The organism is Mesorhizobium sp. C120A (assembly GCF_030323105.1).
Classification (GTDB): domain Bacteria; phylum Pseudomonadota; class Alphaproteobacteria; order Rhizobiales; family Rhizobiaceae; genus Mesorhizobium.
In genome coordinates, this window is sequence record NZ_CP100476.1 from 1,174,740 (window position 1) to 1,199,404 (window position 24,665).

Consider the following 24,665-nt stretch of genomic DNA (forward strand, 5'->3'; position numbering starts at 1 on the left):
CAGTTCATGTCAGGTCTGCTCGCCGATCCGTGGTTTTATGCCGCCGCCATTCCGGCGGTGATACTTGTCGGGCTGTCGAAAGGCGGCTTCGGCGGCGCTGTCGGCTTCGTTGGCGTGCCTTTGATGGCGCTGGCCATGCCGCCGGTGCAGGCGGCGGCCATCCTGCTGCCGATCCTGTGCCTGATGGACATCGTTTCGGTGTGGACGTGGTGGGGCGTCTACGACAGAAAGATGCTGGTCGACATGATGCCGGGCGCGGTGATCGGCATTGGGCTCGGCTGGCTGACGGCAGCGCTCGTAACCGAAGAGATGGTGCGGCTGATCGTCGGCGCTGTCGCGCTGATCTTCGTGCTGCGCTGGCTCTATCTCCAGTTCCGCCACGGTTCCGACCATGCGGCGGCGCCCAACCGCATCGCCGCCGCCTTCTGGGGCACCGTCGCCGGCTTCACCAGCTTCGTCGCCCATGTCGGCGGGCCCCCCTTCCAGGTCTATGCGCTGCCGATCCGGCTCGATCCGAAGGTGCTGTCGGGGACATCGGCGATCTTCTTTGCCGCCACCAACGCGCTGAAGCTGATCCCCTACTTCGCGCTTGGCCAGTTCGACACCGCCAACCTGACGGCGTCGGCCGTGCTGATGCCGCTGGCGCCGCTGGCCACCATCGCCGGCGCCTGGCTGGTGCGGCGCATGCGGCCGGAGATTTTTTATCCCTTCACCTACGCGACCGTGGCCGTGGTCGCGGTCAAGCTGCTTTGGGACGGGATCGCCGGCCTGCTCTAAATCCCGCTCAGGCGGCTGCCGGTTTGGTTCGCGGGGCGCTCGCAAAGGTCAGCGATGCACCACCCATGACCACGACCGCCATTGCGCCGAGAGTGGCGATGTCGTGCGCGGTCGGCTTCAGCACCATGTCGGCGACGACGACGATCATGATGACGAAATCGAACTTGACGATCCGTATCATGCGGCGCCCAAACGCTATGGCAGCCGGGGTCATGCCGTCCGCGGCAAGCATTGTGGCAAGCTTTTCGAACGAAGGCTTCAGCACGAGGATACCGGTCAGAAACGCGGCGGCGTAGCCGCAAAGGCCGATGACGACCCAAAGGTCGGAGAAGCCGGTCCATAGCGAAGTCAGCACCAGGCCAGAAGCCAGGGTCGCGACGGACGCCGGCACGAACAGACGCAAGCCGAGTTTGTCCGTCGTTCTCAGCATGACCATCAGCGTCTCGTCGTCGCCGGCGCGATCGGCGAGTATCGAAATCAGCAGCATGGCGAAACCGCCGCCGAGCCAGAGGATCGCTGCCATGACGTGCAGGAATTTGAAGAGAGAATACCAGTCCATTGCCGCTCCTTGTGCATCGTTCCGGGGGTAAACGCTGCTTTCGCGCGTCTGCTTCCGAAGGAGGGCGGATTATCTCCGTACATGTATCCAGAAGATGCCGCGTGGGTGCCGGCTTGTTGCGGTGGCGCCGTCGCCGGATTTTACCGCAGCCCGCACAATACCCGGCATTTGCCGGATGGACGCCGTGTCGGCATTGGCTGGTTTCGCGGCATGATCCTGAAACCTGCGGGGACTAAGCCGCTCGCGACCGACGCTCCATTTTGGCCGCGCGCGGTCGGACCAAGTCTGCAACAACCATCGAGGGTATCCCATGCAAGGCGTAGCACGAAATTTCTTCACCCTGGCCGTCATCTATTCCCTGTGCGGCATGGCGCTCGGCCTGCATATGGCGATCTCCAATGACCATGGGCAGATGCCGACCCACGCGCACACCATGGTGGCGGGCTGGCTGATGTCGGCGGTGTTTGCCTTCTTCTACCACCTGTTTCCAGCGGTCGGGCAAAAGACGATTGCCGTCGTGCATTTCTGGCTGACGGCAATCTGCGGCATCGCACTGATGATCGGGCTTTACTTTGAACTTGCCGGCCATCCGGAGATCGAGCCGGTGCTGGCTTCCTCCTCGATGGGGTTTTATGCGGCAATGCTGCTGTTCGCCTTCATTTCCTTGCCGGCTGTGTGGAAGAAGGCATGAACAAGCTGACGATCAGGCTTCGGGGGCCGTTGTGCTGAGACGGCACAGAAGGGCAGCGGTCGATCAAGAAATATCCGCGCCGTTAAGGGTTCATTAAGCTTTACAGGTGTTTACTATGTCCATCCAGTGATCTGGATTCTTACCGAGTGGTTGGAGCCACTTCGTTTGACGCCTCCCTGTTGAACTCCTGAGAGCCGCCTTATCCGCGGCTCTTTTTTTGTCTGCTTTTGGTCCGCTTGGCGCCCCTGCGCAGGCGTTAACCGTTTGTTAAACATGTGCTTGCCTTCGCCGGCGGCGAAGCGCATTTTCAAGCTTCAGTCATCTAGGGTGCCGGCGTGACGGCGATGAAGCCGAATCAGCCGACGGGGCAGTGCAGGGGCGTATCGATGAACGAGCCTTCGAAGGGCAGCGCGAAAACCATCAAGCTGGCGGAACGCCGGGTTTTCTCCCAATCCTTCAAACCGCTCTACCAGGAAGGCATGGGCCTGGTTGAGCAAGCAGCGGAATATCTCGACGGCAAGGGCCGGGCCGAGGCCAAGAAGCTGTCCAGACTGGCGGCGACGCTCTATGCGGCCGAATCGATGCGGCTGACCACAAGGCTGATGCAGGTCGCCTCCTGGCTGCTTTTGCAGCGGGCGGCAAATTCCGGCGAGATGACCCGCGACCAGGTCGCCTCGGAAAAATCCAAGGTGCGTCTCGACACCGCCTCGGCGCATGACGAAGCGGTCGGCTGGGGCGAACTGCCGAAGGATTTCCTCGACCTCGTCACCCGCTCGCTGCGCCTGCAGGCGCTGGTGCGCCGCATGGACGAAGAGATCTATGGCGGCGCGTTTGCCGAGACGCCGGTAACAGGCCGCCGCGCCAATCCGGTTTCCGACCAGATCACGCTGCTGAATACGGCTTTCGCTCGAGGTTAAACGCTTCCCGTTTCCGGTTTGTTCACATTTCCCTGACATCGCTGTGCGCCGGAGGTAGACTTCGCGCATGAGGGAAGCGATTCGCATTATCGGTATCGATCCGGGGCTGAGGCGCACCGGATGGGGCATCGTCGAGAGCCTCGGCAACTCGCTGCGCTTTATCAGTTCCGGCACTGTACGCTCCGACGACAAGGCGGCGCTGGCGACACGGCTCTGCCAATTGCATGACGGGCTGGCCGAGATCCTGCATGCGGCCATGCCGCAGGAAGCGGCCGTCGAGCAAACCTTCGTCAACAAGGATGCGGTGGCGACACTGAAGCTCGGCCAGGCGCGCGGCATAGCCATGCTGGTGCCGGCGCTCGCCGGCCTTGTCGTCGCCGAATATGCCCCCAATGCCGTCAAAAAGGCGGTGATCGGCGTTGGCCATGGCGACAAGAAGCAAATCCACATGATGGTCAAGGTGCTGTTGCCGAAAGCCGTTTTCGACACCGAACATGCCGCCGACGCGCTAGCTATCGCCATCTGCCACGCGCATCACCGGCAAAGCGTCGCCTACAGGATGGCGCTGGCATGAGGGATCACGCATGATCGGCAAATTGAAAGGCACGCTGGACGAGATCGACGAGGACTTCTGCCTCGTCGATGTGCACGGCGTCGGCTATGTCGCCTATTGCTCGGCGCGCACGCTGGCCGCGCTGCCTTCGCCCGGCGAGGCGGTGGTGCTGTTCATCGAGACCTATGTGCGCGAGGACATGATCCGGCTCTACGGTTTCCAGTCGGTGCTTGAGCGCGAGTGGTTCCGGCTGTTGATGAGCAATGTGCAAGGCGTCGGCGCCAAGGTGGCGCTGGCCATCCTGTCGACGCTGGCGCCGGCAGACCTCGCCAATGCGATCGCACTGCGCGACATCGCCATGGTCAGCCGCGCGCCCGGCGTCGGCAAGAAGGTGGCCGAGCGCATCGTCACCGAGTTGAAGAACAAGGCGCCGGCCTATGCCGGAACCGCCTCCGGCACCATCGGCCTTAAGCAGGAGCTCGGGGAAGGCGTGGCGCCGGCGCCGATCACCGACGCCGTCTCGGCGCTGGTCAATCTCGGCTATTCGCGCGACACCGCAGCCAATGCTGTCGCGGCGGCGCTGAAGACGGCCGGCGAGGACGCCGATGCCTCGAAGCTCATTCGTTTCGGGCTGAAGGAACTGGCGCGGTGAGTGATTGCTTGTCCGGTCCTTTGCCCTGTGCGAGGAAGGCCGCATGAGCCTTTCACCCCGCCTCATTGCCCCGGAAAAGCGCGGCGAGGATGCTGAGCAGACCTTGCGGCCGCAGACGCTCGCCGATTTCGTCGGCCAGGCCGCGGTGCGGGCCAACCTCAAAGTCTTCATCGAGGCCGCCAAGGGCCGCAGCGAGGCGCTTGACCATGTGCTGTTCGTCGGGCCGCCGGGGCTTGGCAAGACAACGCTGGCGCAGATCATGGCGCGCGAGCTCGGCGTCAATTTCCGCTCGACCTCCGGTCCGGTGATCGCCAAGGCCGGCGATCTCGCCGCACTTCTCACCAATCTCGAAGACCGCGATGTGCTGTTCATCGACGAGATCCACCGGCTCAATCCGGCAGTCGAGGAGATCCTTTACCCGGCGATGGAGGATTTCCAGCTCGACCTGATCATCGGCGAAGGTCCGGCGGCACGCTCGGTCAAGATCGATCTTGCCCGCTTCACGCTCGTTGCCGCCACCACCAGGCTCGGCCTTTTGACCAACCCGCTGCGTGATCGCTTCGGCATTCCGGTGCGGCTCAATTTCTATTCTGTCGAGGAACTGGAGCAGATCGTGCGGCGCGGCGCCCGCATCCTGCAAATGCCGCTTGGCGACGATGGCGCGCTGGAGATCGCACGTCGCGCCCGCGGCACGCCGCGCATCGCCGGCCGGCTGCTGCGCCGGGTGCGCGACTTCGCCTCCGTTGCCGGCGACGGTCACGTCGACAAGCAGGTTGCCGACGAAGCCCTGACGCGGCTGGAGGTCGACGCGCTCGGCCTCGACGCGCTCGACCGCCGCTATCTCTCGATGATCGCGCGCAATTTCGGTGGTGGGCCGGTCGGCATCGAAACCATCGCCGCCGGCCTATCCGAGCCGCGCGACGCCATCGAGGACATTATCGAGCCCTATCTGATCCAGCAGGGTTTCATCCAACGCACGCCACGCGGCCGCGTGCTGACCGCCAATGCCTGGCGCCATCTCGGCCTCGACGCACCGAAGGATCTGGCGCAGCAGCAGATCAACCTGTTCCAGGAAGAGTAACGGAGATTTGTCCTCCGGAACGGGCTGTCTGCGCAGAATTTCCTCAAGCCTGCCAGCGTGAAGGCGCATTCCTGGATGCTATCGGGCGTCGTAGTGTCGGCGCGAACTGCTCCGATCAAGCGTCGGAGCCAGAAAAGTGATCACCAGACGCGGGTTCCTGAAATTCGTCGGGGGTTCGTTCCTCTCGCTGGCGTCGCTCAGTGCCTATGCGGTCGGCATCGAGCCGATGCTGTTGACCCATGTGAAGCGCTACCGGCTGACGCCGCCGCATTGGCCGGCGGGCTTGAAGCTGCGCGTTGTAGCACTTGCCGATATTCACGCCTGCCGCCCCTGGATGACGCCTGAGCGGATCGCTTCGCTCGTCGAGGGTGCGAACGTGCTGCAGCCCGATCTGATCGTACTGCTCGGCGACTATATCTCAGGCATGTCCCTGGTGACGAACCGGGTGGAGGCCCATGAATGGGCGCCGGCCTTGTCAGGACTGAAGGCGCCGCTTGGTGTCCTGTCGATCCTCGGCAATCACGACTGGTGGCACGATCCTTTCGCGCAGCAGGCCGGAGCGGGGCCGACTGTGGCGCGCAAGGCATTGGAGGAAGCCGGCATCTCGGTTCTGGAGAACGACGCTGTGCGTCTGGAAAAGAATGGATACGGCTTCTGGATCGCCGGACTCGCCGACCAGCTGGCCCTGTTACCGAACAAGGCCGCAGGCCGCGACAAATTTGAAGGCCTCGACGATCTCGACGGCACGCTGGCCAAGATCACCGACCAGGCACCGATCATCCTGCTTGCGCATGAGCCTGACATTTTCCCGAAAGTGCCGTGGCGGGTTTCGCTGACGCTGTCGGGCCACACACATGGCGGGCAGGTCAGGCTGTTCGGATATTCACCGGTGGTGCCGTCCCGCTTCGGCAACCGCTTTGCCTATGGCCATGTCGTCGAGAATGACCGCAATTTGATCGTGTCAGGCGGGCTCGGCTTCAGCATCGCGCCGGTGCGCTTTGGCATGCGGCCGGAGATCCTACAGATCGACCTCGGTTAGAGCATGCCGGTATTCAGGTGATGCCGGCCTGCAAATGAGGTGTTCCTGCGCTTCCGGTAGTCACGGACCAAAGTCCGCTCCGTTCCGGTTCTCGGACCCCTCATTTCCGACTCGGCCTGATCTGGATCTCGACATGCCCTAGGGCTAATGGAGCGAGCGGATTGCATCCATCACGGCGGGTTCGGCCTTTTCGCCGTTGAAGGCATCGACGATGCCGAAGGCGCCGCCAAAACTCCACACCGACCATGAGAAGCCATGCGCCTCGGCGCGCGCGATCATGTCCTTGACATAGGCGGCGCGGTATTTGGGCGGCATCACATAGGGGTTGCCATACTCCTGTCGGATCATGCCGAACTCGCCCAGCGTGATGTTTTCCGGCTTGATGGCGTTGGCCTTCGCCCAGGCCTCGACCTTTTCGAACGGCGCATCCATGACGCCGAGCAGCTTTTCGTCCGTGTCCATGCTGGCGGCTTGTTCATCGAGATAGGCGAGCAGGCCGTTCCGTCTGGTCCATGGCGCCTCGGCTTTTATCTTGGCGCGGATCGCATCCAGCGTCGCATCGAGCTCGGCGCGCGGCACCGCGGTCAGCGGATAGGGCAGCCCGGTAACATAAAGAATGAAATCGCCGGCCCAGGTCGCGCCCTGATGCGTCAGCAGGAACGGGTCGTAGGAGTGGAAGGTCCAGATGAGGTTGTCGTCGGGGATCGACTTTGGGTCGATCTTGACCAGCGAAGCCGCATTGGAATAACAGGCGCCGGTAAGGATCAGCGTCAGCCTGGTGGCCGAGGCGCGCGCGGCCGCGAACAGCTTTTGCTGACGCTCCGGCCACAGGCTGGTGCCATCGCTGTCGCAGTCGACGATAGGCTCGTTCATCGGCTCGAAAGCGACCTGCGCCGGGTCCTCAGTGGCAAGCGTGCGCGCCATTTTGCGGACGACCTCGACATAGGCGTCGAAGGTTGCGGGATCGTCCATCACCTGGCCCATGCCGATCTCGCGGCCGCCGCCGGCCGGGATCAGGTGCATGTCGACGATCACTTTCAGACCGGCCCGGTTGATCATGCGCGCCGAGTCCCGCACGCTGGCATAAAGGTCGTCACGCAGCGCCAGTGTCTGATACGACATAAACGGCGAGGGATCGACCGGCATGCGCAGAAAGTCGAAACCGGCGGCCTTCAGCGCCTTGAGGTCATCCTCGTTGAGGAACTTGCGCCATTCCGGATAGGGCAGGATGGCTTGTCGGTCGTTCCATTTGTCTTCCCCGACCCAGGTCGTCCACTGGTCGAGGTTGAGGCCGCGCTTCATCGAAAAGCTAGCGGCCTGACCGGGAAGCGCAGACGCCGCCAGCACCAGCAGCGCTGCCATCACGGTCTTGATCATCGCCGTCAACAGTGCCATCCGGTTTGCTGCGCTGGTGATTTTGGCAAGACAGGTGCCCCGCCGGGGGCAAAAAGGAAAGCGCGATGGACGATCATGGTGAATCGGCGGCGCTTGCCGGCGGGCTTTCCGGAGCCTTGACGGAATTCGGCCATCGGCTGATGGCGCGAGTCTATTATGCCGACACCGATTTTTCCGGCGTCGTCTACCACGCGCGCTATCTCGAATTCTTCGAGCGCGGCCGCTCGGACTATCTCAGGCTGGCGGGCGTCCACCACACAGAACTTCACGAAGGCAAGCACGGCGAACGGATCGTCTGGGTGGTGCGGCGGATGGAGATAGATTTCCGCTCGCCTGCCCGCATGGACGACATCCTGACCATCGACACATCAACGCAGGATATTTCCGGCGCCCGCATCGTCATGGCGCAGCAATTGAAACGCGGGACAGAGGTTCTGGTCGAAGCAAAGGTCGAGGCGGCGATCATCGGCGAGAACGGCCGGCCGAAGCGCTTTCCGAAAGAATGGATCGCGGCCTTTCTACCAGGAGCAAGCTGATATCCAGGCCTGCCGGCCGGCAACGAGCGGCCAATCGGCAGCGCATTCGATTGTGGATGGATGGCCCGCGTCGTGCCTTGGCGCGGCAATGCGCCGCGCCATATTTCCTAACCCATCCTTAACCATAACGGTTCATGAAGAGATCGGTGAAGATTGGAAGAATCCGCGCGCCTTCCTTTCACCAATATTTGCCCTGAAAAGGCCGCCAACGGTGCATTTTGGGGTTAATCCGGAAGCCAAGCGCGAACGGACCACAAGGGATGCCCATGGGCCAGCCGCCAGCGATGCCCGGAAAATCTTAAGGACTGAAGCATGGAAACTACCGCACTCGCCGATCCGGCAGCGCAATTGTCGATTTGGGCGCTGTTCACACAGGCCAGCTGGGTGGTCAAGCTGGTCATGATCGGTCTGCTCTGCGCCTCGGTCTGGACCTGGGCGATCATCGTCGACAAGCTGGTCAGCTATGCCCGCATGCGTCTGTCGCTCAATCGCTTCGAACAGGTGTTCTGGTCGGGGCAGTCGCTGGAAGAGCTCTATCGCACGCTTGCCGACCGCAAGACGACGGGCATGGGTGCGATCTTCGTTGCGGCCATGCGCGAATGGAAGAAGAGCTTCGAGAAGGGGGCCAAATCGCCGCTCGGCCTGCAGACCCGCATCGACAAGGCGATGGACCTGGCGTTGACGCGCGAGATGGAGAAGCTGGAGGGCCGTCTCGGCTTTCTCGCCACCACTGGTTCGGCCGCACCCTTCATCGGCCTGTTCGGCACCGTCATCGGCATCATGACCTCGTTCCAGGCGATTGCCGGTTCGAAGAACACCAGTCTCGCGGTTGTTGCACCCGGCATTGCCGAAGCGCTGCTGGCGACGGCCATCGGTCTTCTCGCCGCCATACCGGCGGTTATCGCCTACAACAAGCTGTCATCCGACGCGAACAAGATCGCGGTGCGGATGGAAGGGTTCTCGGATGAGTTCTCCGCCATACTCTCGCGCCAAATCGATGAAAAAGTAGCGCCTAAGGGCTGAGGTAAGAAGATGGGTATGTCGGTTGGCATGGCAGGACGCGGCGGGCGCGGACACAGGCGGCGCGGCCGCCACCATGCATTGATGTCGGAAATCAACGTCACGCCGATGGTCGACGTGATGCTGGTGCTCTTGATTATCTTCATGGTCGCCGCACCTATGTTGACGGTCGGAGTGCCGGTCGACCTGCCGGAGACGAAGGCCAAGGCTATGAACGCCGACACCCAGCCGATCACCGTTTCGATCGACGCGGCCGGCAAGATTTTCCTGCAGGAGACCGAAATCCCAAGGGAAGAGCTGGTCGCCAAACTGCAGGCGATTTCCAAGACCGGCTACGAAGAGCGCATCTTCATCCGCGGCGACAAGGCGACCAACTATGGCGCCGCGATGGAGGTCATGGCCCTCATCCAGGCCGCCGGCTACAAGAATATCGGCCTGATTTCACTGCAGCAACAGGATCAGTAGACGCACGATGAAGACCGGCCTCACCACATCGGTGATACTGCATACGGTGGCACTGGCCTTCGGCCTGTTCACCCTGTCGGCGCCGGCCGCGCTGCCGTCCACGGATGTGGAGTCGATAGCGGTCGACATCGTTCCCATGGAAGCCATTGCGCAGACGCTGCAGGGCGACAAGAAGGCGGTGATGCACGAAAAGCCGGCGCCGATGCCGACCAAGCGTCCCGACATCGTGCCAGATGCACAGAAAATCGGCGAGAACAGCGTTGATACCGACAAGCCGGTGACGGACGAGCCCAAGCCGAAGCCGGTGGAGAAAACAGCGACGGCTGCTCCGGCGCCGACCCCGACCGAAAAGCCGAAGACCGAGGACACGCCGAAGCCGAAGGAAGCGCCGAAGCCGACACCTGCGACGGAGGTGGCGCCGGAGCCGCAGCCGAAGGAAGAGGTCAAGCCCGAGCCGGTGAAGCAGGTTGAACCGAAGCCGACCCCGGTGAAGGAGCCTGCACCAACACCGCAGCCGGACACGACCGCCGCCATAGAGCCGAAGCCACGCGTGAAGCCCGACGCGGTCGCCGAAGCCATATCGGATCAGCAGCCTCTGGAAGAAGCGCAGCTTCCGACTTCCGCTCCTGCTCCCGAAGCACGGCCGAAGCCGCAGCCGGCGCAGGCCGAAAGCGCGAAGGCACCGGACCGCAAGGACGCTGACAAGCCGGTCAAGGAAGCCTCGTCGAAGCCGAAGTCGGATGACAAGCAGTTCAATGAGGCTGACATCAAGGCTTTGCTCGACAAGCAGAAGCCATCCGGCGGCGGCGCCAAGCGCTCGACCCAGCAGGCATCGCTAGGCGGCGACAAGGATCAAGGCCAGAAGCTGTCGAAGTCCGAGCAAGGGGCATTGGAAGAACAGCTCGGTGGCTGCTGGACCCTCCCGGTTGGGCTTGAGGGTTCTGAGGATTTCACCGTGGTGATCCGTTTCAGCCTGGATGCCTCCGGCAAGCTGGAGGGCCGTCCGACCGTCGAGAAGTCCAGCGGCAACCCCCAATTCGACAGCAGCGCGGTTCGCGCTGTGCAGAAATGCGATGTCGCCGGCCTGCAGGTGCCCGCCGGAAAGCATGACATTTGGTCCGACGTTCGCGTCAACTTCGATCCCAGAGCGATGCTTGGCCTGTAGCCTGAGCACCCAGAAATCAGCAAGAGAAGCGAGAAGACATGAAATCCATCCTCAAGCCGCTCCTGATGGTCGCCGCGATGGCGATGGGCATGAACGCCGTCGTCACCTTGCCTGCTCGAGCAACCCTCGAGCTCAACGTCAACAAAGGCAATGTCGAACCGATGCCGATCGCCATCCCAGATTTCCAGGGAGGGCTCGGCGCGCAGATTTCCGAGATCGTCACCGCCGACCTGAAGCGCTCCGGTCTCTTCGCACCGATAGACAAGAACGCCTTCATCGAGAAGATCGCCAATCCGGATGCGCAGCCCCGTTTCGACGACTGGAAGGTGATCAATGCGCAGGCGCTGGTCACCGGCAGCGTGAGCAAGGAGGCGGACGGCCGAATCCGCGCCCAGTACCGACTATGGGATATTTTTGGCAACCAGCAGATAGCCGGGGAGCAGTTTTTCGCCAACGACGCAAATCAACGCCGTGTCGCCCACATCATCGCCGATGCGATCTATGAGAAGCTCACCGGCGAGAAGGGCTATTTCGACACACGCGTCGTCTTCATCGACGAATCCGGCGCCAAGAATGCGCGCAAGAAGCGGCTCGCCATCATGGACCAGGACGGCGCCAATGTGCGCTATCTCTCCGATGGCCGCTCGATCGTGCTGACGCCGCGTTTCTCGCCGAATCGGCAGGAAATCACTTACATGTCGTATGAAAGCGGCCAGCCGCGGGTCTATCTGCTGCAGATCGAGACCGGACAGCGCGAACTGGTCGGCAACTTTCCCGGCATGACCTTTGCGCCGCGCTTCTCGCCCGACGGCCAGAAGGTGATCATGAGCCTGCTGCGCGACGACGGCAATTCCAACATCTTTGCCATGGATCTGCGCAGCCGCTCGACCACCAGGCTCACCAATTCGACGGCGATCGATACCTCGCCGTCTTATTCGCCCGACGGCAGCAAGGTGGTGTTCACTTCCGACCGTGGCGGCCGCGCGCAGATCTATGTGATGGGCGCCGACGGCTCGGGCCAGACCCGCATCTCGTTCGGCGACGGCGTCTATTCGACGCCGGTGTGGTCGCCGCGCGGCGACCTCGTCGCCTTCACCAAGCAGACCGGCGGCGAATTCCAGATCGGCGTCATGAAGACCGACGGTTCGGGCGAGCGCATCCTCTCCTCGGGCTTCCAGCAGGAGGGACCGACCTGGGCGCCCAACGGCCGCGTGCTGATGTTCTTCCGCGACTCCGCCGGCGGCCCAAAACTGGTTTCCGTCGATCTCACCGGCCGCAACGAACAGTCGATCCCGACCGCGAATTTTGCTTCCGACCCGGCGTGGTCGCCGCTGCTGGAGTAACTAAGTTTCGGCCTGGCCCGCTCGCTTCGTTGCAACTCGGCAACACTACCTTAAAAGCCCCGTTTTTGGGGCTTTTTTCACGCCAAAGTCGCGTTTTGGCCGCATTTCCGCCTACGGTCCGCGACCATTGTGGCATCAGGTCATTTTGGCTGGGGACGGCGGCTGAAACCAAATTTTAACCGTGTTTCTTGAATGCCGGTTAACCCAAACGTGGTTACTGGGTGATCAACGAAGTCACTCGAATACGAAGGAGAGGCGGCATGGGCCGTATCGCAGCACTTACCAGAAACCCGGCGATGATCGCCCTGATCGCGATGCTCGCCATCACCGGTTGCGCCTCGAAGAAAACCCCTAACAACGCTGCCGATCTCGGTCTCAATGGCGCGGGTGCGGCAACGCCGGGCTCGGCGCAGGACTTCACCGTCAACATTGGCGACCGCATCTTCTTCGACACGGACTCGACCGCGATCCGCGCCGATGCGCAGACGACGCTGTCGCGCCAGGCGCAGTGGCTCAACCAGTACAAGCAGTACGCCATCGTCGTCGAAGGCCATGCCGACGAACGCGGCACGCGTGAATACAATCTGGCTCTCGGCGCCCGCCGCGCCGCCGCCACCCGCGACTTCCTGGTCGCCAGGGGCGTTTCGGCGAGCCGCCTGAAGACCATTTCTTACGGCAAGGAACGTCCGGTCGCGGTCTGCGACGACATCTCCTGCTGGTCGCAGAATCGCCGCGCCGTCACCACGCTCTCCGGCGCCGGCTCCTGATGAGTAAGACGGCGGCCTTAGTCGCATAATTGCAACACTTCCATGCGAAAGGCGGCCTTGTGGCCGCCTTTTTCAGTTTCGGTCCCGGAAACAAACCCGGAAACAAAATTTGGCCGAAGTCTCGCCTCCTGCTAAGAGCCGAGGGCGTCGTGCCGGTCCCACTGTGATCGGAAGGCGCGAACAGGCCCACGATATTCACGGCGAGAGGCACATGCATTTCAGATCGGTCTTGAGCGGCACGCTTGCGCTGCTGCTCGTATCAGGCTTCGCGGCTTCTGCGAGCGGCACCGGACAACCCGCGGATAGCGGCTTTTCCTTCCATCTGCCGACGCTCGGCATTTTCGGCAAGAAGGAGAAGCCGGAGCAGCAACAGATCGCGCAGCAGCAGGACGGCACCGCCGCCGCGGGGCTGGAAGATCAGCTCCGGCAGATGAACGGCAAGCTCGAGGAACTCAACTTCCAGATCCTGCAGATGCAGGAGCAGATGCGCAAGCAGCAGGAAGACAACGAGTTCCGCTTCCAGCAGTTGGAAGGCGGCTCCAGCGGGCAGCCGCCGGCTCAGAAGAAATCGGAGGCCGCGCCGCAGGACGGTGGCGCGGGCACCGGCGTCGCCGAGGCCCCGGCAGACCAGGCGCCGGCCGATGCCGGCGCGCAGCCGGATGGCGGCCCGAGCGTCGGCGAGGTCATCGTTGAATCGCAGACCGGCGATCCCGGCAAGGTGATCAACGGCACGCCGCCCAAGACCTTCGGCACCATTACCGTCGACAAGAACGGCAATGTAATCGACGCCGGCGGTAACACGCAGGCAGCGGCGCCGGCGGAAGGTGCGGCTCCCGCCGCCGAGGCGCCGGCTACCGGGGCTAAGACCGGCAAGTCCGACGGCACGGTGGTGGCGGCGCTGCCTGCCACCAACAACCCGGAAGAGATCTACCGCAACTCCTACCAGTTCATCCTGTCGGGCGACTACAGCACCGCCGAGCAGGGTTTTCGCGACCACATCGCCCGCTTCCCGAAGGACGCCAAGGCGGCGGACGCGCATTACTGGCTTGGCGAATCGCTGCTTGGCCAGCAGAAGTATCATGACGCTGCCGAGGTTTTCCTCTCCGCCAGCAAGGACTATCCGAAGGCCAAGAAGGCGCCTGACATGCTCCTGAAGCTTGGCGTGTCGCTGGTCGGCCTCAAGCAGAAGGATGTCGCCTGCGCCACCTTCGGCGAGATCGGCAAGCGCTATCCCGATATTTCGGCCGCGCTCAAGGAACGCGTCAAGCAGGAGAGGGCGCTGGCGGCGTGCTAGTCTTTGCCGTGTTGTCCCAGAACCGGGACCACTTTTGCGCGACATGCACTGATGCTCGATACCGAGCCTGACCTTTCGAATTTTTCGCAGATCGACTTTACCAACGGCGCGCTTGCGGCCGTGTCCGGCGGCAGCGACTCGACCGCCCTCCTTCTTCTCCTCAAGGCTCACCTCGACCGCAGCGCCCCGACCGCCCTGCTGCTGGCGGTGACGATCGACCACGGCCTGCGTCCGGAAGCAGCAGTCGAAGCGCGCAGCGTGGCAAAGCTTTGTGCCGAGCGCGGCATCGCGCACCGGACGCTCAACTGGTCCGGCGCCAAGCCGTCGGCCGGCCTGCCCGCGGCGGCGCGCGAGGCGCGCTACCGGTTGCTGGCCGAGGCAGCGCAGGCGCAAGGCATTGGTGTGATCGTGACCGGCCACACCGCCGACGACCAGGCCGAGACCGTCCTGATGCGAGCCGCGCGGAATGATGGGCGAGATCTCGGTGAAACGGCAGGCCGAGGTCTCGCCGGCATGGCGCCGGCCACCCTCTATGACTGGCGGATCTGGATCGCGCGGCCGCTGCTCGGCGTACGGCGCGCGGCGTTGCGCGCCTTCCTGCAGCGCGAACATGTCGGCTGGGCGGAGGATCCGACCAACATCGACACGAACTTCGAACGCCCGCGCATCCGGGCCGTGCTCGGCGAAGACCGGAGCGGGCAGCGTTTTGCCGAAGCGATCGGCCTTGCCAGGCGGGCCGCCGGCCAGCGCGAACAACTCGGCCGCCGTGCCGCCGCCCTGATCGGTGAATTTGCCAGCCGGCCGGCGAGGGGTCTCATCCGTCTCGATCCCGGTCTTGCCGAAGCTGACGACACGCGAGCCGCGGTCTATGCGCTGCGTGTCCTGCTGGCGGCGACGGGCGGCACCGCCTTGTTGCCGGACCAGGCGCGCGGCGAAGCGCTGTTCGAGCAAATGCGGGCCGGTCGGCTTTGCGCCACATTGTCGCGGGCGGTCGTCGATATCAGGCGAAACGGCATCTTCCTGCGCCGTGAATCGCGCGACCTGCCGCGTTCCGCGCCGATAGCTGGCACTCTGCTTTGGGACGGTCGCCGGCGGATCACGCCAGACATCGAAGCCGGGGCGATCACATTGGGCGACAGTTCGGGTGCATGGTTGATCGCGCCGCTTGGCGCCGCTGCCGCCGCCAAAACGCAGATTGCCGGGGATGGCGCGCCGCCAAGCCTTGTGCGCGCCGCCCTGGCTGCGGAACCGGCGCTATGGCGCGGCGGCGAATGCCTTGGTTTTGCAGGGGATGTAGCGGCGGCGGCGGCAATCGCCGTCAGTCCCGCCGTTGCGCCCTTTGCCCGTTTTCTGCCGTGCTTCGATCTGGTGTTGGCGCAGGCCGTGGCCGAGTTGATCGGCGCACCGCCTGTCTCGGCTTGCCCTTTGGCCGCCACAGTGCCGGTTGATCATGGCGCGAAAGCTTAACCCAGACGTGCTGTTATGCTTGGCAAGGGGGGCGCTCTCCCTATGTTAGGCGCAAGTTTCCTCTCATGACGCGTGTCCCAGCGGGCACCAACGGGACAATTGATGAATCCGAATTATCGCAATCTCGCGCTCTGGGCGATCATAGCGGTCCTGCTCATTGCTCTCTTCAATCTGTTCCAGACGCCGCAGACTCGCGGGGCCTCGACCGACGTTCCCTATTCGCAGTTCCTGCAAGAGGTCGCGGCCGGCCGGGTCAAGACGGTGGTCATCGCCGGCGCCCGCATCACGGGCACCTACGCCGACAACGCCAATGGCTTCCAGACCTATTCGCCTGGCGATCCGCAGCTGGTCTCGCGGCTGCAGGACAAGAACGTCACCATCAATGCGCGGCCTGAGTCGGACGGTTCCAACTCGCTGTTCAGCTATCTGATCTCCTACCTGCCGATGATCCTGATCCTTGGCGTGTGGATATTCTTCATGCGCCAGATGCAGTCCGGCTCCGGCCGCGCCATGGGTTTCGGCAAGTCGAAGGCCAAGCTTCTCACTGAGGCGCATGGCCGCGTCACCTTCCAGGATGTCGCCGGCGTCGACGAGGCCAAGGAAGATCTGGAAGAGATCGTCGAGTTCCTGCGCGATCCGCAGAAGTTCCAGCGCCTCGGCGGCAAGATCCCGCGCGGCGTGCTTCTGGTCGGACCTCCCGGCACCGGCAAGACGCTGCTCGCCCGCTCCGTCGCCGGCGAGGCCAATGTGCCGTTCTTTACCATTTCGGGTTCCGACTTCGTCGAGATGTTCGTCGGCGTCGGCGCAAGCCGTGTCCGCGACATGTTCGACCAGGCCAAGAAGAATGCTCCCTGCATCATCTTCATCGACGAAATCGACGCTGTCGGCCGCCATCGCGGCGCCGGCCTCGGCGGTGGCAATGATGAGCGCGAACAGACGCTGAACCAGCTGCTGGTCGAGATGGACGGCTTCGAGTCCAACGAGAGCATCATCCTGATCGCCGCCACCAACCGGCCCGACGTGCTCGACCCGGCGCTGCTGCGTCCGGGCCGTTTCGACCGCCAGGTGGTGGTGCCGAACCCCGACATCGTCGGCCGCGAGAAGATCCTCAAGGTGCATGTGCGCAACGTGCCGCTGGCGCCGAATGTCGACCTCAAGGTGATCGCACGCGGCACGCCGGGCTTCTCGGGCGCCGACCTGATGAACCTGGTCAATGAATCCGCTCTGATGGCGGCGCGCCGCAACAAGCGACTTGTCACCATGGCCGAGTTCGAGGACGCCAAAGACAAGATCATGATGGGCGCCGAGCGCCGCTCGTCGGCCATGACCCAGGCCGAAAAGGAACTCACGGCCTATCACGAGGCCGGCCACGCCATCCTGGCGCTCAACGTGCCGTCGGCCGATCCGCTGCACAAGGCGACCATCATCCCGCGCGGTCGCGCGCTCGGCATGGTCATGCAGCTGCCGGAAGGCGATCGCTATTCGATGAGCTACAAATACATGATCTCGCGGCTTGCCATCATGATGGGCGGCCGCGTCGCAGAGGAGTTCAAGTTCGGCAAGGAGAACATCACCTCCGGCGCCTCTTCGGACATCGAGCAGGCGACAAAGCTGGCGCGCGCCATGGTCACGCGCTGGGGCTTCTCCGACAAGCTCGGCCATGTCGCCTATGGCGACAACCAGGAAGAGGTTTTCCTCGGCCATTCGGTGGCGCGCACGCAGAACGTCTCGGAAGAGACCGCGCAGATCATCGACGCCGAAGTGCGCCGGCTGATCGACGAGGCCTATGTCACGGCCAAGTCCATTCTGACCAAGAAGAAGAAGGAATGGATCGCTCTGGCGCAGGGCCTGCTCGAATACGAGACGCTTTCGGGCGAAGAGATCAAGCAGCTGATCGCCGGGCAGAAGCCCGCGCGAGATTTGGGGGATGATACCCCCACAAGCCGCGGCTCGGCTGTGCCGAAGTCCGGCCGCCGCAAAAAGGGTCCCGAGCCCGAAGGCGGCATGGAGCCTCAGCCGTCGAGCTGAGCTGACATCACTTGATGCAAGAAAACGCCGCGGCTCAATCCGCGGCGTTTTGCTATTCAGGGTCTCTCAAAGAGCATGCGGGACGGATGCATTTGCTTTGCCGGGGCGCACACCGTCAGTCCGGCCAGCATGTTGCTTGCCCCATCTGGCCAGCGGGATCAGGGCATTGTCCAGCTCGATGCCGAATTCGGTAATCGAGTATTCGACCCTCGGCGGCACCTCGGGAAAGATTTCGCGATGGACGATGCCGTCGGCCTCCATTTCGCGCAGCTGTTGGATCAGCATCTTTTCGCTGATGTCAGGCACCAGCCGCTTCAGCTCACCGAATCGTGCCGGCGCCTTGTGAATCTGCCAGAGCAGTAGCGCCTTCCATTTGCCGCTGATGACCTCCAGCGCCGGCCCCAATCCGCAACTATCTGGCTGTTTCTTTCCCATGTTTCATCCAATTCTGAGCAATCGGTGGGTAGCTTACATTTTTGTCGGTACTTGAGAAAAACCAAGCCGGTCCATAGCTTCAAACCAGCTCGCCGGCATCGGCGAACACCACAACATCATATCGGTACCTCGCTTCGACCTGCAAAGGCCGTCGGCGGCCGGATTTTGTCAAAAACGGATGGATCATGACACGATACGCAAACAAGAAGGCCGTTGTCATAGGCGGGACGCACGGCATGGGGCTCGCCGTTGCCGAAGCCCTGATCGAAAGCGGCGCCGAGGTCTTGGTCACTGGCCGCGACCAGCGCAACATCGAGGCCGCGCGAGCCAAGCTGCTTTCGCGAGCTCATGTCGTGCGGTCCAATATCTCAGACATGGCCGATATCGTCACGCTCGGTGCCGAAGTGGGGCAGAAGCTTGGCCAGATCGACTTCCTTCACGTCAATGCCGGGGTGGCCAATCTCGAACCCGTGGAGCGGGTCACCGAGGACAGTTACGATCGCACCTTCGACATCAACACCAAAGGCGCTTTCTTCACCGCGCAGCGCCTGCTGCCCCTCATCAGGGATGGTGGCGCCATAGTCTTCACCTCGTCGATCGCCGACGAATCCGGCACTGGCGGCATGAGCGTCTATTCCGGATCGAAGGCGGCACTGCGCGCCTTCGCCAAGGTCCTGGCCGCCGAGCTTCTGCCGCGCCGGATCCGCGTGAATGTGGTCAGCCCTGGTTTCATCGATACGCCGACGATGGGTGTGGCCGACGCCTCGGCCGAGGAGCGGGCCGCCTTCATGGCGATCGGCGACGCGGTCACGCCGATGAAGCGCCACGGCACGATGGAGGAGGTGGCGCGCGCAGTGCTGTTCCTGGCGTTCGACGCGACCTTCACCACGGGCGCGCGGCTGACCGTGGACGGTGGCCTTGGCCAGGACCTGAGCCCGATACCGGCGTAACCGCGCAACCAAACCAAGGAGAAGCGGAATGAGCGACATATCAGTAATCGGTCTCGGCGCCATGGGCACGGCGCTTGCCGAAGCCTTTCTGAACCAGGGACATGGGGTGACGGTGTGGAACCGTTCTCCGGCAAGGGCTGAGGCTTTGGCAGCCAAGGGCGCCATTGTGGCCAAGAGTGTCGAGGAAGCCGTCAGATCGAGTCCACTGATCGTGGCGTGCCTGCTTGTCTATGACACCGTTGGTGAGGTGCTCGGCCCAAGCCGAGCCGCGCTGTCGGGCCGCACATTGGTCAATCTCACCAACGGCACGCCCGAGCAGGCGCGGGCGATGTCGGGCTGGGCGGTGAGCCAGGGCGCCAGCTATATCGACGGCGGCATCATGGCGGTGCCGCCGATGATCGGCGGGCCGCACGCCTTGATTCTCTACAGCGGTTCGCGCCAGGCGTTCGATGCCTGTTCGGGGCAGCTCGGAGCGCTCGGCACCAGCAAATTCCTCGGTGAGGATCCAGGCCTCGCGCCGCTCTATGATATCTCGCTTCTGACCGGCATGTACGGCATGTTCGCGGGCGTTCTGCAGGCGTTGGCATTGACGGGCGCAGCAGGAATCCCGGCCGGCGAGTTCATGCCGTTGCTGGCCTCCTGGCTTCAGTCGATGCAAGGCCTGCTGCCGAAGTGGGCGGAACAGATCGACAGTGGCGATCACACCAGCAATGTCGTTTCCAACCTGGGCATGCAGGCTGATGCCTATGTCAATCTCATCGATGCCAGCAGGTCGGCTGACGTCAGCACCGAACTCGTCTTGCCGATGCAAAGCCTGATGAAGCGCGGGGTGGCTGCCGGCCAGGCCAATGCCGATCTTACAAGCCTGGTCGCACTGCTCTCGAAACAAGGCGCTTGACGGGGAAGACCCAAGAGAAGGCCCGCCAACCTTGCGGTTGGGGGCCTTCGATCTTCAAACGCTGCTGGTCGATCAGCTCTTCAGCTTGGCGTTGCAGAGGCTGTAATAGCCGCCGCCCTTCTGGATCCAGCGAAGGCCGTTCAACGTACCCGCGTCCTTGTTGCCGTGGTAGCCCTGCAGGCATGTCTTCATCCGCGCCTTCGAGGGCTTCTCGGTCTTGAATTCGGCGGCGAGGGTGGTCGGGAATGTCACGCCCGTCGGCGCTACAGCGAGGGCGACCGCCGCGCTGGTTTCCTTCTGCGGCTGCGGCTCGGTTTTGACCGCATCCGCATTGGCACTCTCCGCAGCTGACGTCGCACACTTCTCTGTGCGGAAAGCGGTCCAATCCATGCCGTTCAGAGTGCCGCCTTCCTTGGCTGTGCGATAAGCCTCGCCGCATTCCTTCATTGTCAGTGCGCTTGCAGGGGTGACGCTCCACGCAATCCATGCCGTCACAGCCAATGCCGCCAATTTCAATCTGGACATAAGACCCTCCTGGTTGACAAAAGTTCGATGTCCTTTTGTATACCATTTGTTCTGCATATGTTCAATTGGAATCTTTGCGAACCACCGATATGTCTGGGGTGGGCAGTGTGGGCGAATAGATGATGCCGACAGCTTCCGCGATATGTAGACGTCGATCAACGCCGGGTGTGTTCGAGCGCAATAAAAAGGCCCGCGCATGCTGCGATGCGCGGGCCTCTGTCTGGAGAATATGGCTACGCGATCAGCTCTTCAGCTTGGCATTGCAGAGGCTGTAGAAGCCGCCGCCCTTCTGGATCCAGCGCAGGCCATTCAGCGTGTTGGCGTCCTTATTGGCGTAGTAGAGCTCGAGGCAGGTGTGCATGCGGCCCTTGGCCGGCGTCTCGCCGGCGTATTTCTTCGAGATCGCGGCCGGGAACTTCACGCCCTTGGGAGCGGTGACCGAGGGCTTCTCGGGCTCGCTGGTATAGGTCGCCTCGCTCGGAGCGGGCACGGTGTCGTCGTCATCTGCGCCTGCGCCGCATTCGGCCTTGCGGAAGTCGTTCCACTTCTTGCCGCCCAGAGTATTGGCAGACTTGGCAGCCTGGTACTTGGCGCTGCAATCGGCCATGCTCAGGCCCTTGCCGCTGCTGTCGGCAGCTGCCTTGGTGGTTGCCTTGGCGGGTGCTGCCGCGGCCGAGGCCCCGGCGGCGCATTCGGTCTTGCGGAAGTCGTTCCACTTCACGCCGTTCAGCGTGCCGGCGGCCTTTGCCGCCTGGTATTTGGTGCTGCATTCCTTGGCCGTCAGGCCCTTGGCACCATCGTCGGTTGTGGCTGCGGCCTTGGTCGTGGCCTTGGCCGGTTCTGCCGCGGCGGATGCGCCGGCGGCGCATTCGGTCTTGCGGAAGTCGTTCCACTTTGCGCCATTGAGCGTACCGGCGGCCTTGGCAGCCTGGTACTTAGCGCTGCATTCCTTGGCCGTCAGACCCTTGGCGCCATCATCAGCAGCGGCGGCCTTGGTCGTGTCCGTCTTGGCCGCAGCGGCCTTCTTGGCCGCCGGCTTTGCGGTCTCGGTGGTGGCCGCCGCGTCGGTGCCGCACTCGGCCTTCCGATACTGATTCCAGGTCTGCCCGTTCAGCGTGCCGGCGTCCTTGGCGGCATTATACTTGGTACTACACTGGGCCATGGTCAGCGCGCTGGCGGGCGCCGCCATGAACAAGGTTGCGACGGCAAGACCCGTCAAAGTTGCAAGTCGGTGGATGAGCATGCGTTTCTCCCGTTGCTGCGCCCATAGGTTGTACCTGTGTCAATCAATAGCTCTCAACGCTAGGCTGCGCCAGATGCTAAACGGCGTTCTCCCGATAAGGTGATGGACCCTTGCGATCTGCCCCTCCAACAGTCCGGCTTACCGGCCCAATCTGCGCAGTGTGGCCCAGTGTGAATGCTATATTGCGGCAACACCGTGTCATGATACGCTGCCAACGCTCCGAACAGCCTGCTACAATGATTTTCTAAGAATTGGTAATATACAATCACACAATGTGATAGTCGGGCTCGGACCAATTGTGGCATTACGAGCCGGCTGAAACCGACGGGGATTCTGGCAAGCATGGCAGGACGTTATTTTGGCACCGACGGCATTCGCGGGCGCGCCAACAAGTTTCCGATGACGGCTGAGATCGCGATGCGGGTCGGCATGGCCGCCGGCCTGTCGTTCCAGCGCGGCAGCCATCGCCACCGCGTCGTGCTCGGCAAGGACACCAGGCTGTCCGGCTACATGATCGAAAACGCCATGGTGTCCGGCCTGTGCGCGGCCGGCATGGATGTGTTCCTGCTCGGCCCGATCCCGACACCGGCGGTCGCCATGCTGGTGCGCTCGCTGCGCGCCGATATCGGCGTCATGATCTCGGCCTCGCACAACCCTTATTACGACAACGGCATCAAGCTGTTCGGTCCCGATGGCTACAAGCTCTCCGACGAGATCGAGGAGCGCATCGAGAGCATGCTCGACAGGGATATCGAACTGGCGCTCGCCGATTCCGACGGGCTCGGCCGCGCCAAGCGCGTCGACGGCGTGCATGACCGCTACATCGAATTCGCCAAGCGCACGCTGCCGCGCTCGATGTCGCTGTCGGGTCTCAGGATCGTCGTCGATTGCGCCAATGGCGCAGCCTACAAGGTGGCGCCCGCCGCACTTTGGGAACTGGGCGCCGAGGTCATTGCCATCAATGTCGATCCGAACGGTTTCAACATCAACAAGGAATGCGGCTCGACCCATCCGGCCGGCCTGCAGAAGAAGGTGCATGAAGTGCGCGCCGATATCGGCATCGCACTCGACGGCGATGCCGACCGTGTCGTCATCGTCGACGAGAACGGCGCCATCGTCGACGGTGACCAGATCATGGCGCTGATCGCCGAGTCCTGGCACCAGAGCGGGCGATTGGCCGGCGGCGGCGTCGTCTCGACGGTGATGTCCAATCTCGGCCTCGAACGCTTCCTTGGCGACATGAAGCTGCAGCTGCATCGCACCAAGGTCGGCGACCGCTATGTCGTGGAACATATGCGCGCGCACGGGTTGAATGTCGGCGGCGAGCAGTCGGGCCACATTGTGCTGTCCGATTTCTCGACCACTGGCGACGGGCTGGTCTCGGCTCTGCAGGTGCTGGCCTGCATCAAGCGGCAGAACCGGCCGGTCAGCGAATTGTCGAAGAAATTCGAGCCGGTGCCGCAACTGTTGAAGAATGTCCGCATCGCCGGCGGCAAGCCGCTTGAAGAAGCCTTAGTCAAGGCGGCGATCGAAGATGCGCGCAACCGTCTAGGCAAGGCCGGCCGCCTGGTTATCCGGCCCTCGGGCACCGAGCCGCTGATCCGCGTCATGGCCGAGGGCGACGACCCACAGCTGGTCGAGGCCGTGGTCAACGACATCGTCGACATCATCTCGGAAACGCGCAGCGCCGCCTGATTGCGCTGCCTCCGACGGGCAGGGGCGAACTGCCGGCTCAAGACAAAAAGCCCGCCTGCAGGCGGGCTTTTTGTTTCGGCCAGGGTGGTCCCAGCGTCATGCCGGCGGAGGCCGTTTGGTAAAATGTCGAGAATTCGTGGTTAATCGACAGGGTTAAACGCCTTTTAACTTTTGCAATTCATTATCCACAACTGAGGTCAAACACATTCGAGCGGATTCAAAGTTCCGACGGGTTCTCAGGGGTGACAAACATGTTCAATACAGCAAAAATGGCTTTCCTTGCCGCGCTGTTCGCAGGCGTGGCCGGGCCAGTATTCGCCGCCGATCTGGCGGAGCCGCCAGTGGTCGAAGAGGCGCCGGCGCCGATCGCCTATGAACAGCCGGCCGATTTCGGCGGCTGGTACATCCGCGGCGATATCGACTATCACTGGTCGAAGTTCCGCGGTGGTGACTACACCACCTACAGCCCGGCACCGCCCCAACTCCCCGGTTCGTTCGCCTCCGGCAAGTTGAAGAGTTCCTTTTCGGCCGGCGCCGGTGTCGGTTACCAGGTCAACCGGTACTTCCGCACCGATCTGACCTTCGACTGGATGGGCAAGTCCAATTTCCGCGGCTCGACCAATGGTTTCTGCGGCGGCGGCATAGCTTGTACCTCCGTCGACACATCGTCCTATTCGGCGATGCTGCTCCTGGCCAATGCCTATGTCGATATCGGCACCTGGCACGGCGTGACGCCCTATGTCGGCGCCGGCATCGGTGGTGCCTGGGTCAAGTGGGATACGCTGCACAATACCGATCTCGATGGCTCCTTCGAGCACAGCGGCGGCAAGGGCTGGCGCTTTGCCTATGCCCTCATGGCCGGCGCCTCCTACTGCCTGACCGACCGGGTCAAGCTCGATCTCGGCTATCGCTACAGCCACATCAATGGTGGCAAGATGTTCAACTACGCCTCCGACAGCGATGTCGGCCCGGGCTTCGATCGAGGCATCAACGTGCACGAAGTGCGCGGCGGCCTGCGCTACCAGTTCGGCCGGTCGGACTGCGCCCCGCCGCCGGAGCCCTACGTTCCCGAACCGGAGCCGGTCTACACCAAGTAGTCGCTTCGAAATCCAGGAATTTGCGAACCGCCCGGCCATGCCGGGCGGTTTTTGTTTGCCGATTGCGGTGCAC

The 24,665-nt window shown here is 62.9% G+C and carries 25 protein-coding genes; 20 read left to right on the plus strand and 5 right to left on the minus strand.

Annotated elements, in window-relative coordinates; genetic code table 11:
• The first annotated feature begins 6 nt into the window (after nucleotides 1–6).
• The gene (locus tag NL532_RS05785; protein ID WP_023668765.1) at nucleotides 7–777 is read left to right on the plus strand and encodes a sulfite exporter TauE/SafE family protein; all 771 of its coding nucleotides are present in this window, start codon (nucleotides 7–9) and stop codon (nucleotides 775–777) included.
• A 7-nt stretch (nucleotides 778–784) separates the two neighbouring features.
• On the opposite strand, the gene NL532_RS05790 is transcribed toward NL532_RS05785, so the two are convergent.
• Nucleotides 785–1,336: a DUF2269 family protein gene (locus tag NL532_RS05790; RefSeq protein ID WP_023700285.1), complete on the minus strand. Its 552-nt coding sequence runs from the start codon at nucleotides 1,334–1,336 to the stop codon at nucleotides 785–787.
• Between the two features lie 310 nt (nucleotides 1,337–1,646).
• On the opposite strand from NL532_RS05790, the gene NL532_RS05795 reads away from it, so the two are divergent.
• The 6 genes from NL532_RS05795 (at nucleotide 1,647) to NL532_RS05820 (ending at nucleotide 6,269) form a co-directional block, all read left to right on the plus strand.
• A complete protein-coding gene (locus NL532_RS05795) occupies nucleotides 1,647–2,027 on the plus strand; it encodes a hypothetical protein (protein ID WP_023668767.1) in 381 nt (126 codons plus the stop codon).
• A 386-nt stretch (nucleotides 2,028–2,413) separates the two neighbouring features.
• Nucleotides 2,414–2,944 carry a protease adaptor protein RcdA gene (gene rcdA, locus NL532_RS05800; protein WP_023688956.1) on the plus strand — a complete coding sequence of 177 codons (531 nt, stop codon included), beginning with the start codon at nucleotides 2,414–2,416 and terminating at the stop codon, nucleotides 2,942–2,944.
• A gap of 67 nt (nucleotides 2,945–3,011) precedes the next feature.
• On the plus strand, nucleotides 3,012–3,518 hold the full coding sequence (gene ruvC, locus NL532_RS05805; protein ID WP_023688957.1) for a crossover junction endodeoxyribonuclease RuvC: 507 nt from the start codon (nucleotides 3,012–3,014) through the stop codon (nucleotides 3,516–3,518).
• A 10-nt stretch (nucleotides 3,519–3,528) separates the two neighbouring features.
• Nucleotides 3,529–4,149, plus strand: coding sequence for a Holliday junction branch migration protein RuvA (gene ruvA / locus NL532_RS05810; protein WP_023737864.1), 621 nt, complete (start codon nucleotides 3,529–3,531; stop codon nucleotides 4,147–4,149).
• A gap of 43 nt (nucleotides 4,150–4,192) precedes the next feature.
• Complete coding sequence (gene ruvB, locus NL532_RS05815) at nucleotides 4,193–5,230, plus strand: Holliday junction branch migration DNA helicase RuvB (protein WP_023688958.1); 1,038 nt, start codon at nucleotides 4,193–4,195, stop codon at nucleotides 5,228–5,230.
• A gap of 136 nt (nucleotides 5,231–5,366) precedes the next feature.
• Nucleotides 5,367–6,269 (plus strand): metallophosphoesterase, encoded by a 903-nt coding sequence (locus tag NL532_RS05820; protein WP_023684177.1) that lies wholly within the window; start codon nucleotides 5,367–5,369, stop codon nucleotides 6,267–6,269.
• A 144-nt stretch (nucleotides 6,270–6,413) separates the two neighbouring features.
• Here the strand turns inward: NL532_RS05820 and NL532_RS05825 are convergent, their stop codons facing one another.
• On the minus strand, nucleotides 6,414–7,664 hold the full coding sequence (locus tag NL532_RS05825) for a glycoside hydrolase family 5 protein (protein WP_023829280.1): 1,251 nt from the start codon (nucleotides 7,662–7,664) through the stop codon (nucleotides 6,414–6,416).
• Between the two features lie 65 nt (nucleotides 7,665–7,729).
• Between NL532_RS05825 and ybgC the strand changes: the two genes are divergently transcribed.
• From ybgC to ftsH, 9 genes are all read left to right on the plus strand, one after another.
• Complete coding sequence (gene ybgC, locus NL532_RS05830) at nucleotides 7,730–8,200, plus strand: tol-pal system-associated acyl-CoA thioesterase (RefSeq protein ID WP_023673845.1); 471 nt, start codon at nucleotides 7,730–7,732, stop codon at nucleotides 8,198–8,200.
• A gap of 312 nt (nucleotides 8,201–8,512) precedes the next feature.
• Nucleotides 8,513–9,223: a protein TolQ gene (tolQ, locus tag NL532_RS05835; RefSeq protein ID WP_023673844.1), complete on the plus strand. Its 711-nt coding sequence runs from the start codon at nucleotides 8,513–8,515 to the stop codon at nucleotides 9,221–9,223.
• Nucleotides 9,224–9,232: 9 nt separating this feature from the next.
• Nucleotides 9,233–9,685 (plus strand): protein TolR, encoded by a 453-nt coding sequence (tolR, locus tag NL532_RS05840; protein ID WP_023673843.1) that lies wholly within the window; start codon nucleotides 9,233–9,235, stop codon nucleotides 9,683–9,685.
• Between the two features lie 7 nt (nucleotides 9,686–9,692).
• Nucleotides 9,693–10,850 (plus strand): cell envelope integrity protein TolA, encoded by a 1,158-nt coding sequence (gene tolA / locus NL532_RS05845; RefSeq protein ID WP_023699374.1) that lies wholly within the window; start codon nucleotides 9,693–9,695, stop codon nucleotides 10,848–10,850.
• Between the two features lie 38 nt (nucleotides 10,851–10,888).
• Nucleotides 10,889–12,193, plus strand: coding sequence for a Tol-Pal system beta propeller repeat protein TolB (tolB, locus tag NL532_RS05850; RefSeq protein WP_023673841.1), 1,305 nt, complete (start codon nucleotides 10,889–10,891; stop codon nucleotides 12,191–12,193).
• 260 nt (nucleotides 12,194–12,453) lie between these two features.
• Entirely contained in the window at nucleotides 12,454–12,960 is a 507-nt protein-coding gene (gene pal, locus NL532_RS05855) for a peptidoglycan-associated lipoprotein Pal (protein WP_023684182.1), read from the plus strand.
• 211 nt (nucleotides 12,961–13,171) lie between these two features.
• Complete coding sequence (ybgF, locus tag NL532_RS05860) at nucleotides 13,172–14,254, plus strand: tol-pal system protein YbgF (RefSeq protein ID WP_023829279.1); 1,083 nt, start codon at nucleotides 13,172–13,174, stop codon at nucleotides 14,252–14,254.
• Between the two features lie 51 nt (nucleotides 14,255–14,305).
• Complete coding sequence (gene tilS / locus NL532_RS05865) at nucleotides 14,306–15,721, plus strand: tRNA lysidine(34) synthetase TilS (RefSeq protein WP_023829278.1); 1,416 nt, start codon at nucleotides 14,306–14,308, stop codon at nucleotides 15,719–15,721.
• Between the two features lie 102 nt (nucleotides 15,722–15,823).
• Entirely contained in the window at nucleotides 15,824–17,749 is a 1,926-nt protein-coding gene (gene ftsH, locus NL532_RS05870; protein ID WP_023673598.1) for an ATP-dependent zinc metalloprotease FtsH, read from the plus strand.
• A 66-nt stretch (nucleotides 17,750–17,815) separates the two neighbouring features.
• On the opposite strand, the gene NL532_RS05875 is transcribed toward ftsH, so the two are convergent.
• Entirely contained in the window at nucleotides 17,816–18,154 is a 339-nt protein-coding gene (locus tag NL532_RS05875) for a winged helix-turn-helix transcriptional regulator (protein ID WP_023673597.1), read from the minus strand.
• A gap of 215 nt (nucleotides 18,155–18,369) precedes the next feature.
• On the opposite strand from NL532_RS05875, the gene NL532_RS05880 reads away from it, so the two are divergent.
• Both NL532_RS05880 and NL532_RS05885 read left to right on the plus strand, forming a co-directional pair.
• Nucleotides 18,370–19,134, plus strand: coding sequence for an SDR family oxidoreductase (locus NL532_RS05880; protein WP_023829277.1), 765 nt, complete (start codon nucleotides 18,370–18,372; stop codon nucleotides 19,132–19,134).
• Nucleotides 19,135–19,162: 28 nt separating this feature from the next.
• Nucleotides 19,163–20,032 carry an NAD(P)-dependent oxidoreductase gene (locus tag NL532_RS05885; protein WP_023829276.1) on the plus strand — a complete coding sequence of 290 codons (870 nt, stop codon included), beginning with the start codon at nucleotides 19,163–19,165 and terminating at the stop codon, nucleotides 20,030–20,032.
• Nucleotides 20,033–20,104: 72 nt separating this feature from the next.
• On the opposite strand, the gene NL532_RS05890 is transcribed toward NL532_RS05885, so the two are convergent.
• Nucleotides 20,105–20,557, minus strand: coding sequence for a hypothetical protein (locus NL532_RS05890; RefSeq protein WP_023829275.1), 453 nt, complete (start codon nucleotides 20,555–20,557; stop codon nucleotides 20,105–20,107).
• 241 nt (nucleotides 20,558–20,798) lie between these two features.
• The gene (locus tag NL532_RS05895) at nucleotides 20,799–21,800 is read right to left on the minus strand and encodes a hypothetical protein (RefSeq protein WP_023829274.1); all 1,002 of its coding nucleotides are present in this window, start codon (nucleotides 21,798–21,800) and stop codon (nucleotides 20,799–20,801) included.
• 342 nt (nucleotides 21,801–22,142) lie between these two features.
• On the opposite strand from NL532_RS05895, the gene glmM reads away from it, so the two are divergent.
• Nucleotides 22,143–23,495: a phosphoglucosamine mutase gene (gene glmM, locus NL532_RS05900; protein WP_023829273.1), complete on the plus strand. Its 1,353-nt coding sequence runs from the start codon at nucleotides 22,143–22,145 to the stop codon at nucleotides 23,493–23,495.
• A gap of 251 nt (nucleotides 23,496–23,746) precedes the next feature.
• Nucleotides 23,747–24,592, plus strand: a complete 846-nt coding sequence (locus NL532_RS05905; RefSeq protein ID WP_023829272.1) for an outer membrane protein — start codon at nucleotides 23,747–23,749, stop codon at nucleotides 24,590–24,592.
• Nucleotides 24,593–24,665 lie beyond the last annotated feature (73 nt).

Excerpts from the sequence above, each read along its gene's own strand:
- NL532_RS05785 (WP_023668765.1), top strand. The coding sequence starts at position 7 with ATGTCAGGTCTGCTCGCCGATCCGTGGTTTTATGCCGCCGCCATTCCG.
- NL532_RS05790 (WP_023700285.1), bottom strand. The coding sequence starts at position 1,336 with ATGGACTGGTATTCTCTCTTCAAATTCCTGCACGTCATGGCAGCGATC.
- NL532_RS05795 (WP_023668767.1), top strand. The coding sequence starts at position 1,647 with ATGCAAGGCGTAGCACGAAATTTCTTCACCCTGGCCGTCATCTATTCC.
- rcdA (WP_023688956.1), top strand. The coding sequence starts at position 2,414 with ATGAACGAGCCTTCGAAGGGCAGCGCGAAAACCATCAAGCTGGCGGAA.
- ruvC (WP_023688957.1), top strand. The coding sequence starts at position 3,012 with ATGAGGGAAGCGATTCGCATTATCGGTATCGATCCGGGGCTGAGGCGC.
- ruvA (WP_023737864.1), top strand. The coding sequence starts at position 3,529 with ATGATCGGCAAATTGAAAGGCACGCTGGACGAGATCGACGAGGACTTC.
- ruvB (WP_023688958.1), top strand. The coding sequence starts at position 4,193 with ATGAGCCTTTCACCCCGCCTCATTGCCCCGGAAAAGCGCGGCGAGGAT.
- NL532_RS05825 (WP_023829280.1), bottom strand. The coding sequence starts at position 7,664 with ATGGCACTGTTGACGGCGATGATCAAGACCGTGATGGCAGCGCTGCTG.
- ybgC (WP_023673845.1), top strand. The coding sequence starts at position 7,730 with ATGGACGATCATGGTGAATCGGCGGCGCTTGCCGGCGGGCTTTCCGGA.
- tolQ (WP_023673844.1), top strand. The coding sequence starts at position 8,513 with ATGGAAACTACCGCACTCGCCGATCCGGCAGCGCAATTGTCGATTTGG.
- tolR (WP_023673843.1), top strand. The coding sequence starts at position 9,233 with ATGGGTATGTCGGTTGGCATGGCAGGACGCGGCGGGCGCGGACACAGG.
- tolA (WP_023699374.1), top strand. The coding sequence starts at position 9,693 with ATGAAGACCGGCCTCACCACATCGGTGATACTGCATACGGTGGCACTG.
- tolB (WP_023673841.1), top strand. The coding sequence starts at position 10,889 with ATGAAATCCATCCTCAAGCCGCTCCTGATGGTCGCCGCGATGGCGATG.
- pal (WP_023684182.1), top strand. The coding sequence starts at position 12,454 with ATGGGCCGTATCGCAGCACTTACCAGAAACCCGGCGATGATCGCCCTG.
- ybgF (WP_023829279.1), top strand. The coding sequence starts at position 13,172 with ATGCATTTCAGATCGGTCTTGAGCGGCACGCTTGCGCTGCTGCTCGTA.
- tilS (WP_023829278.1), top strand. The coding sequence starts at position 14,306 with ATGCTCGATACCGAGCCTGACCTTTCGAATTTTTCGCAGATCGACTTT.
- ftsH (WP_023673598.1), top strand. The coding sequence starts at position 15,824 with ATGAATCCGAATTATCGCAATCTCGCGCTCTGGGCGATCATAGCGGTC.
- NL532_RS05880 (WP_023829277.1), top strand. The coding sequence starts at position 18,370 with ATGACACGATACGCAAACAAGAAGGCCGTTGTCATAGGCGGGACGCAC.
- NL532_RS05885 (WP_023829276.1), top strand. The coding sequence starts at position 19,163 with ATGAGCGACATATCAGTAATCGGTCTCGGCGCCATGGGCACGGCGCTT.
- NL532_RS05890 (WP_023829275.1), bottom strand. The coding sequence starts at position 20,557 with ATGTCCAGATTGAAATTGGCGGCATTGGCTGTGACGGCATGGATTGCG.
- NL532_RS05895 (WP_023829274.1), bottom strand. The coding sequence starts at position 21,800 with ATGCTCATCCACCGACTTGCAACTTTGACGGGTCTTGCCGTCGCAACC.
- glmM (WP_023829273.1), top strand. The coding sequence starts at position 22,143 with ATGGCAGGACGTTATTTTGGCACCGACGGCATTCGCGGGCGCGCCAAC.
- NL532_RS05905 (WP_023829272.1), top strand. The coding sequence starts at position 23,747 with ATGTTCAATACAGCAAAAATGGCTTTCCTTGCCGCGCTGTTCGCAGGC.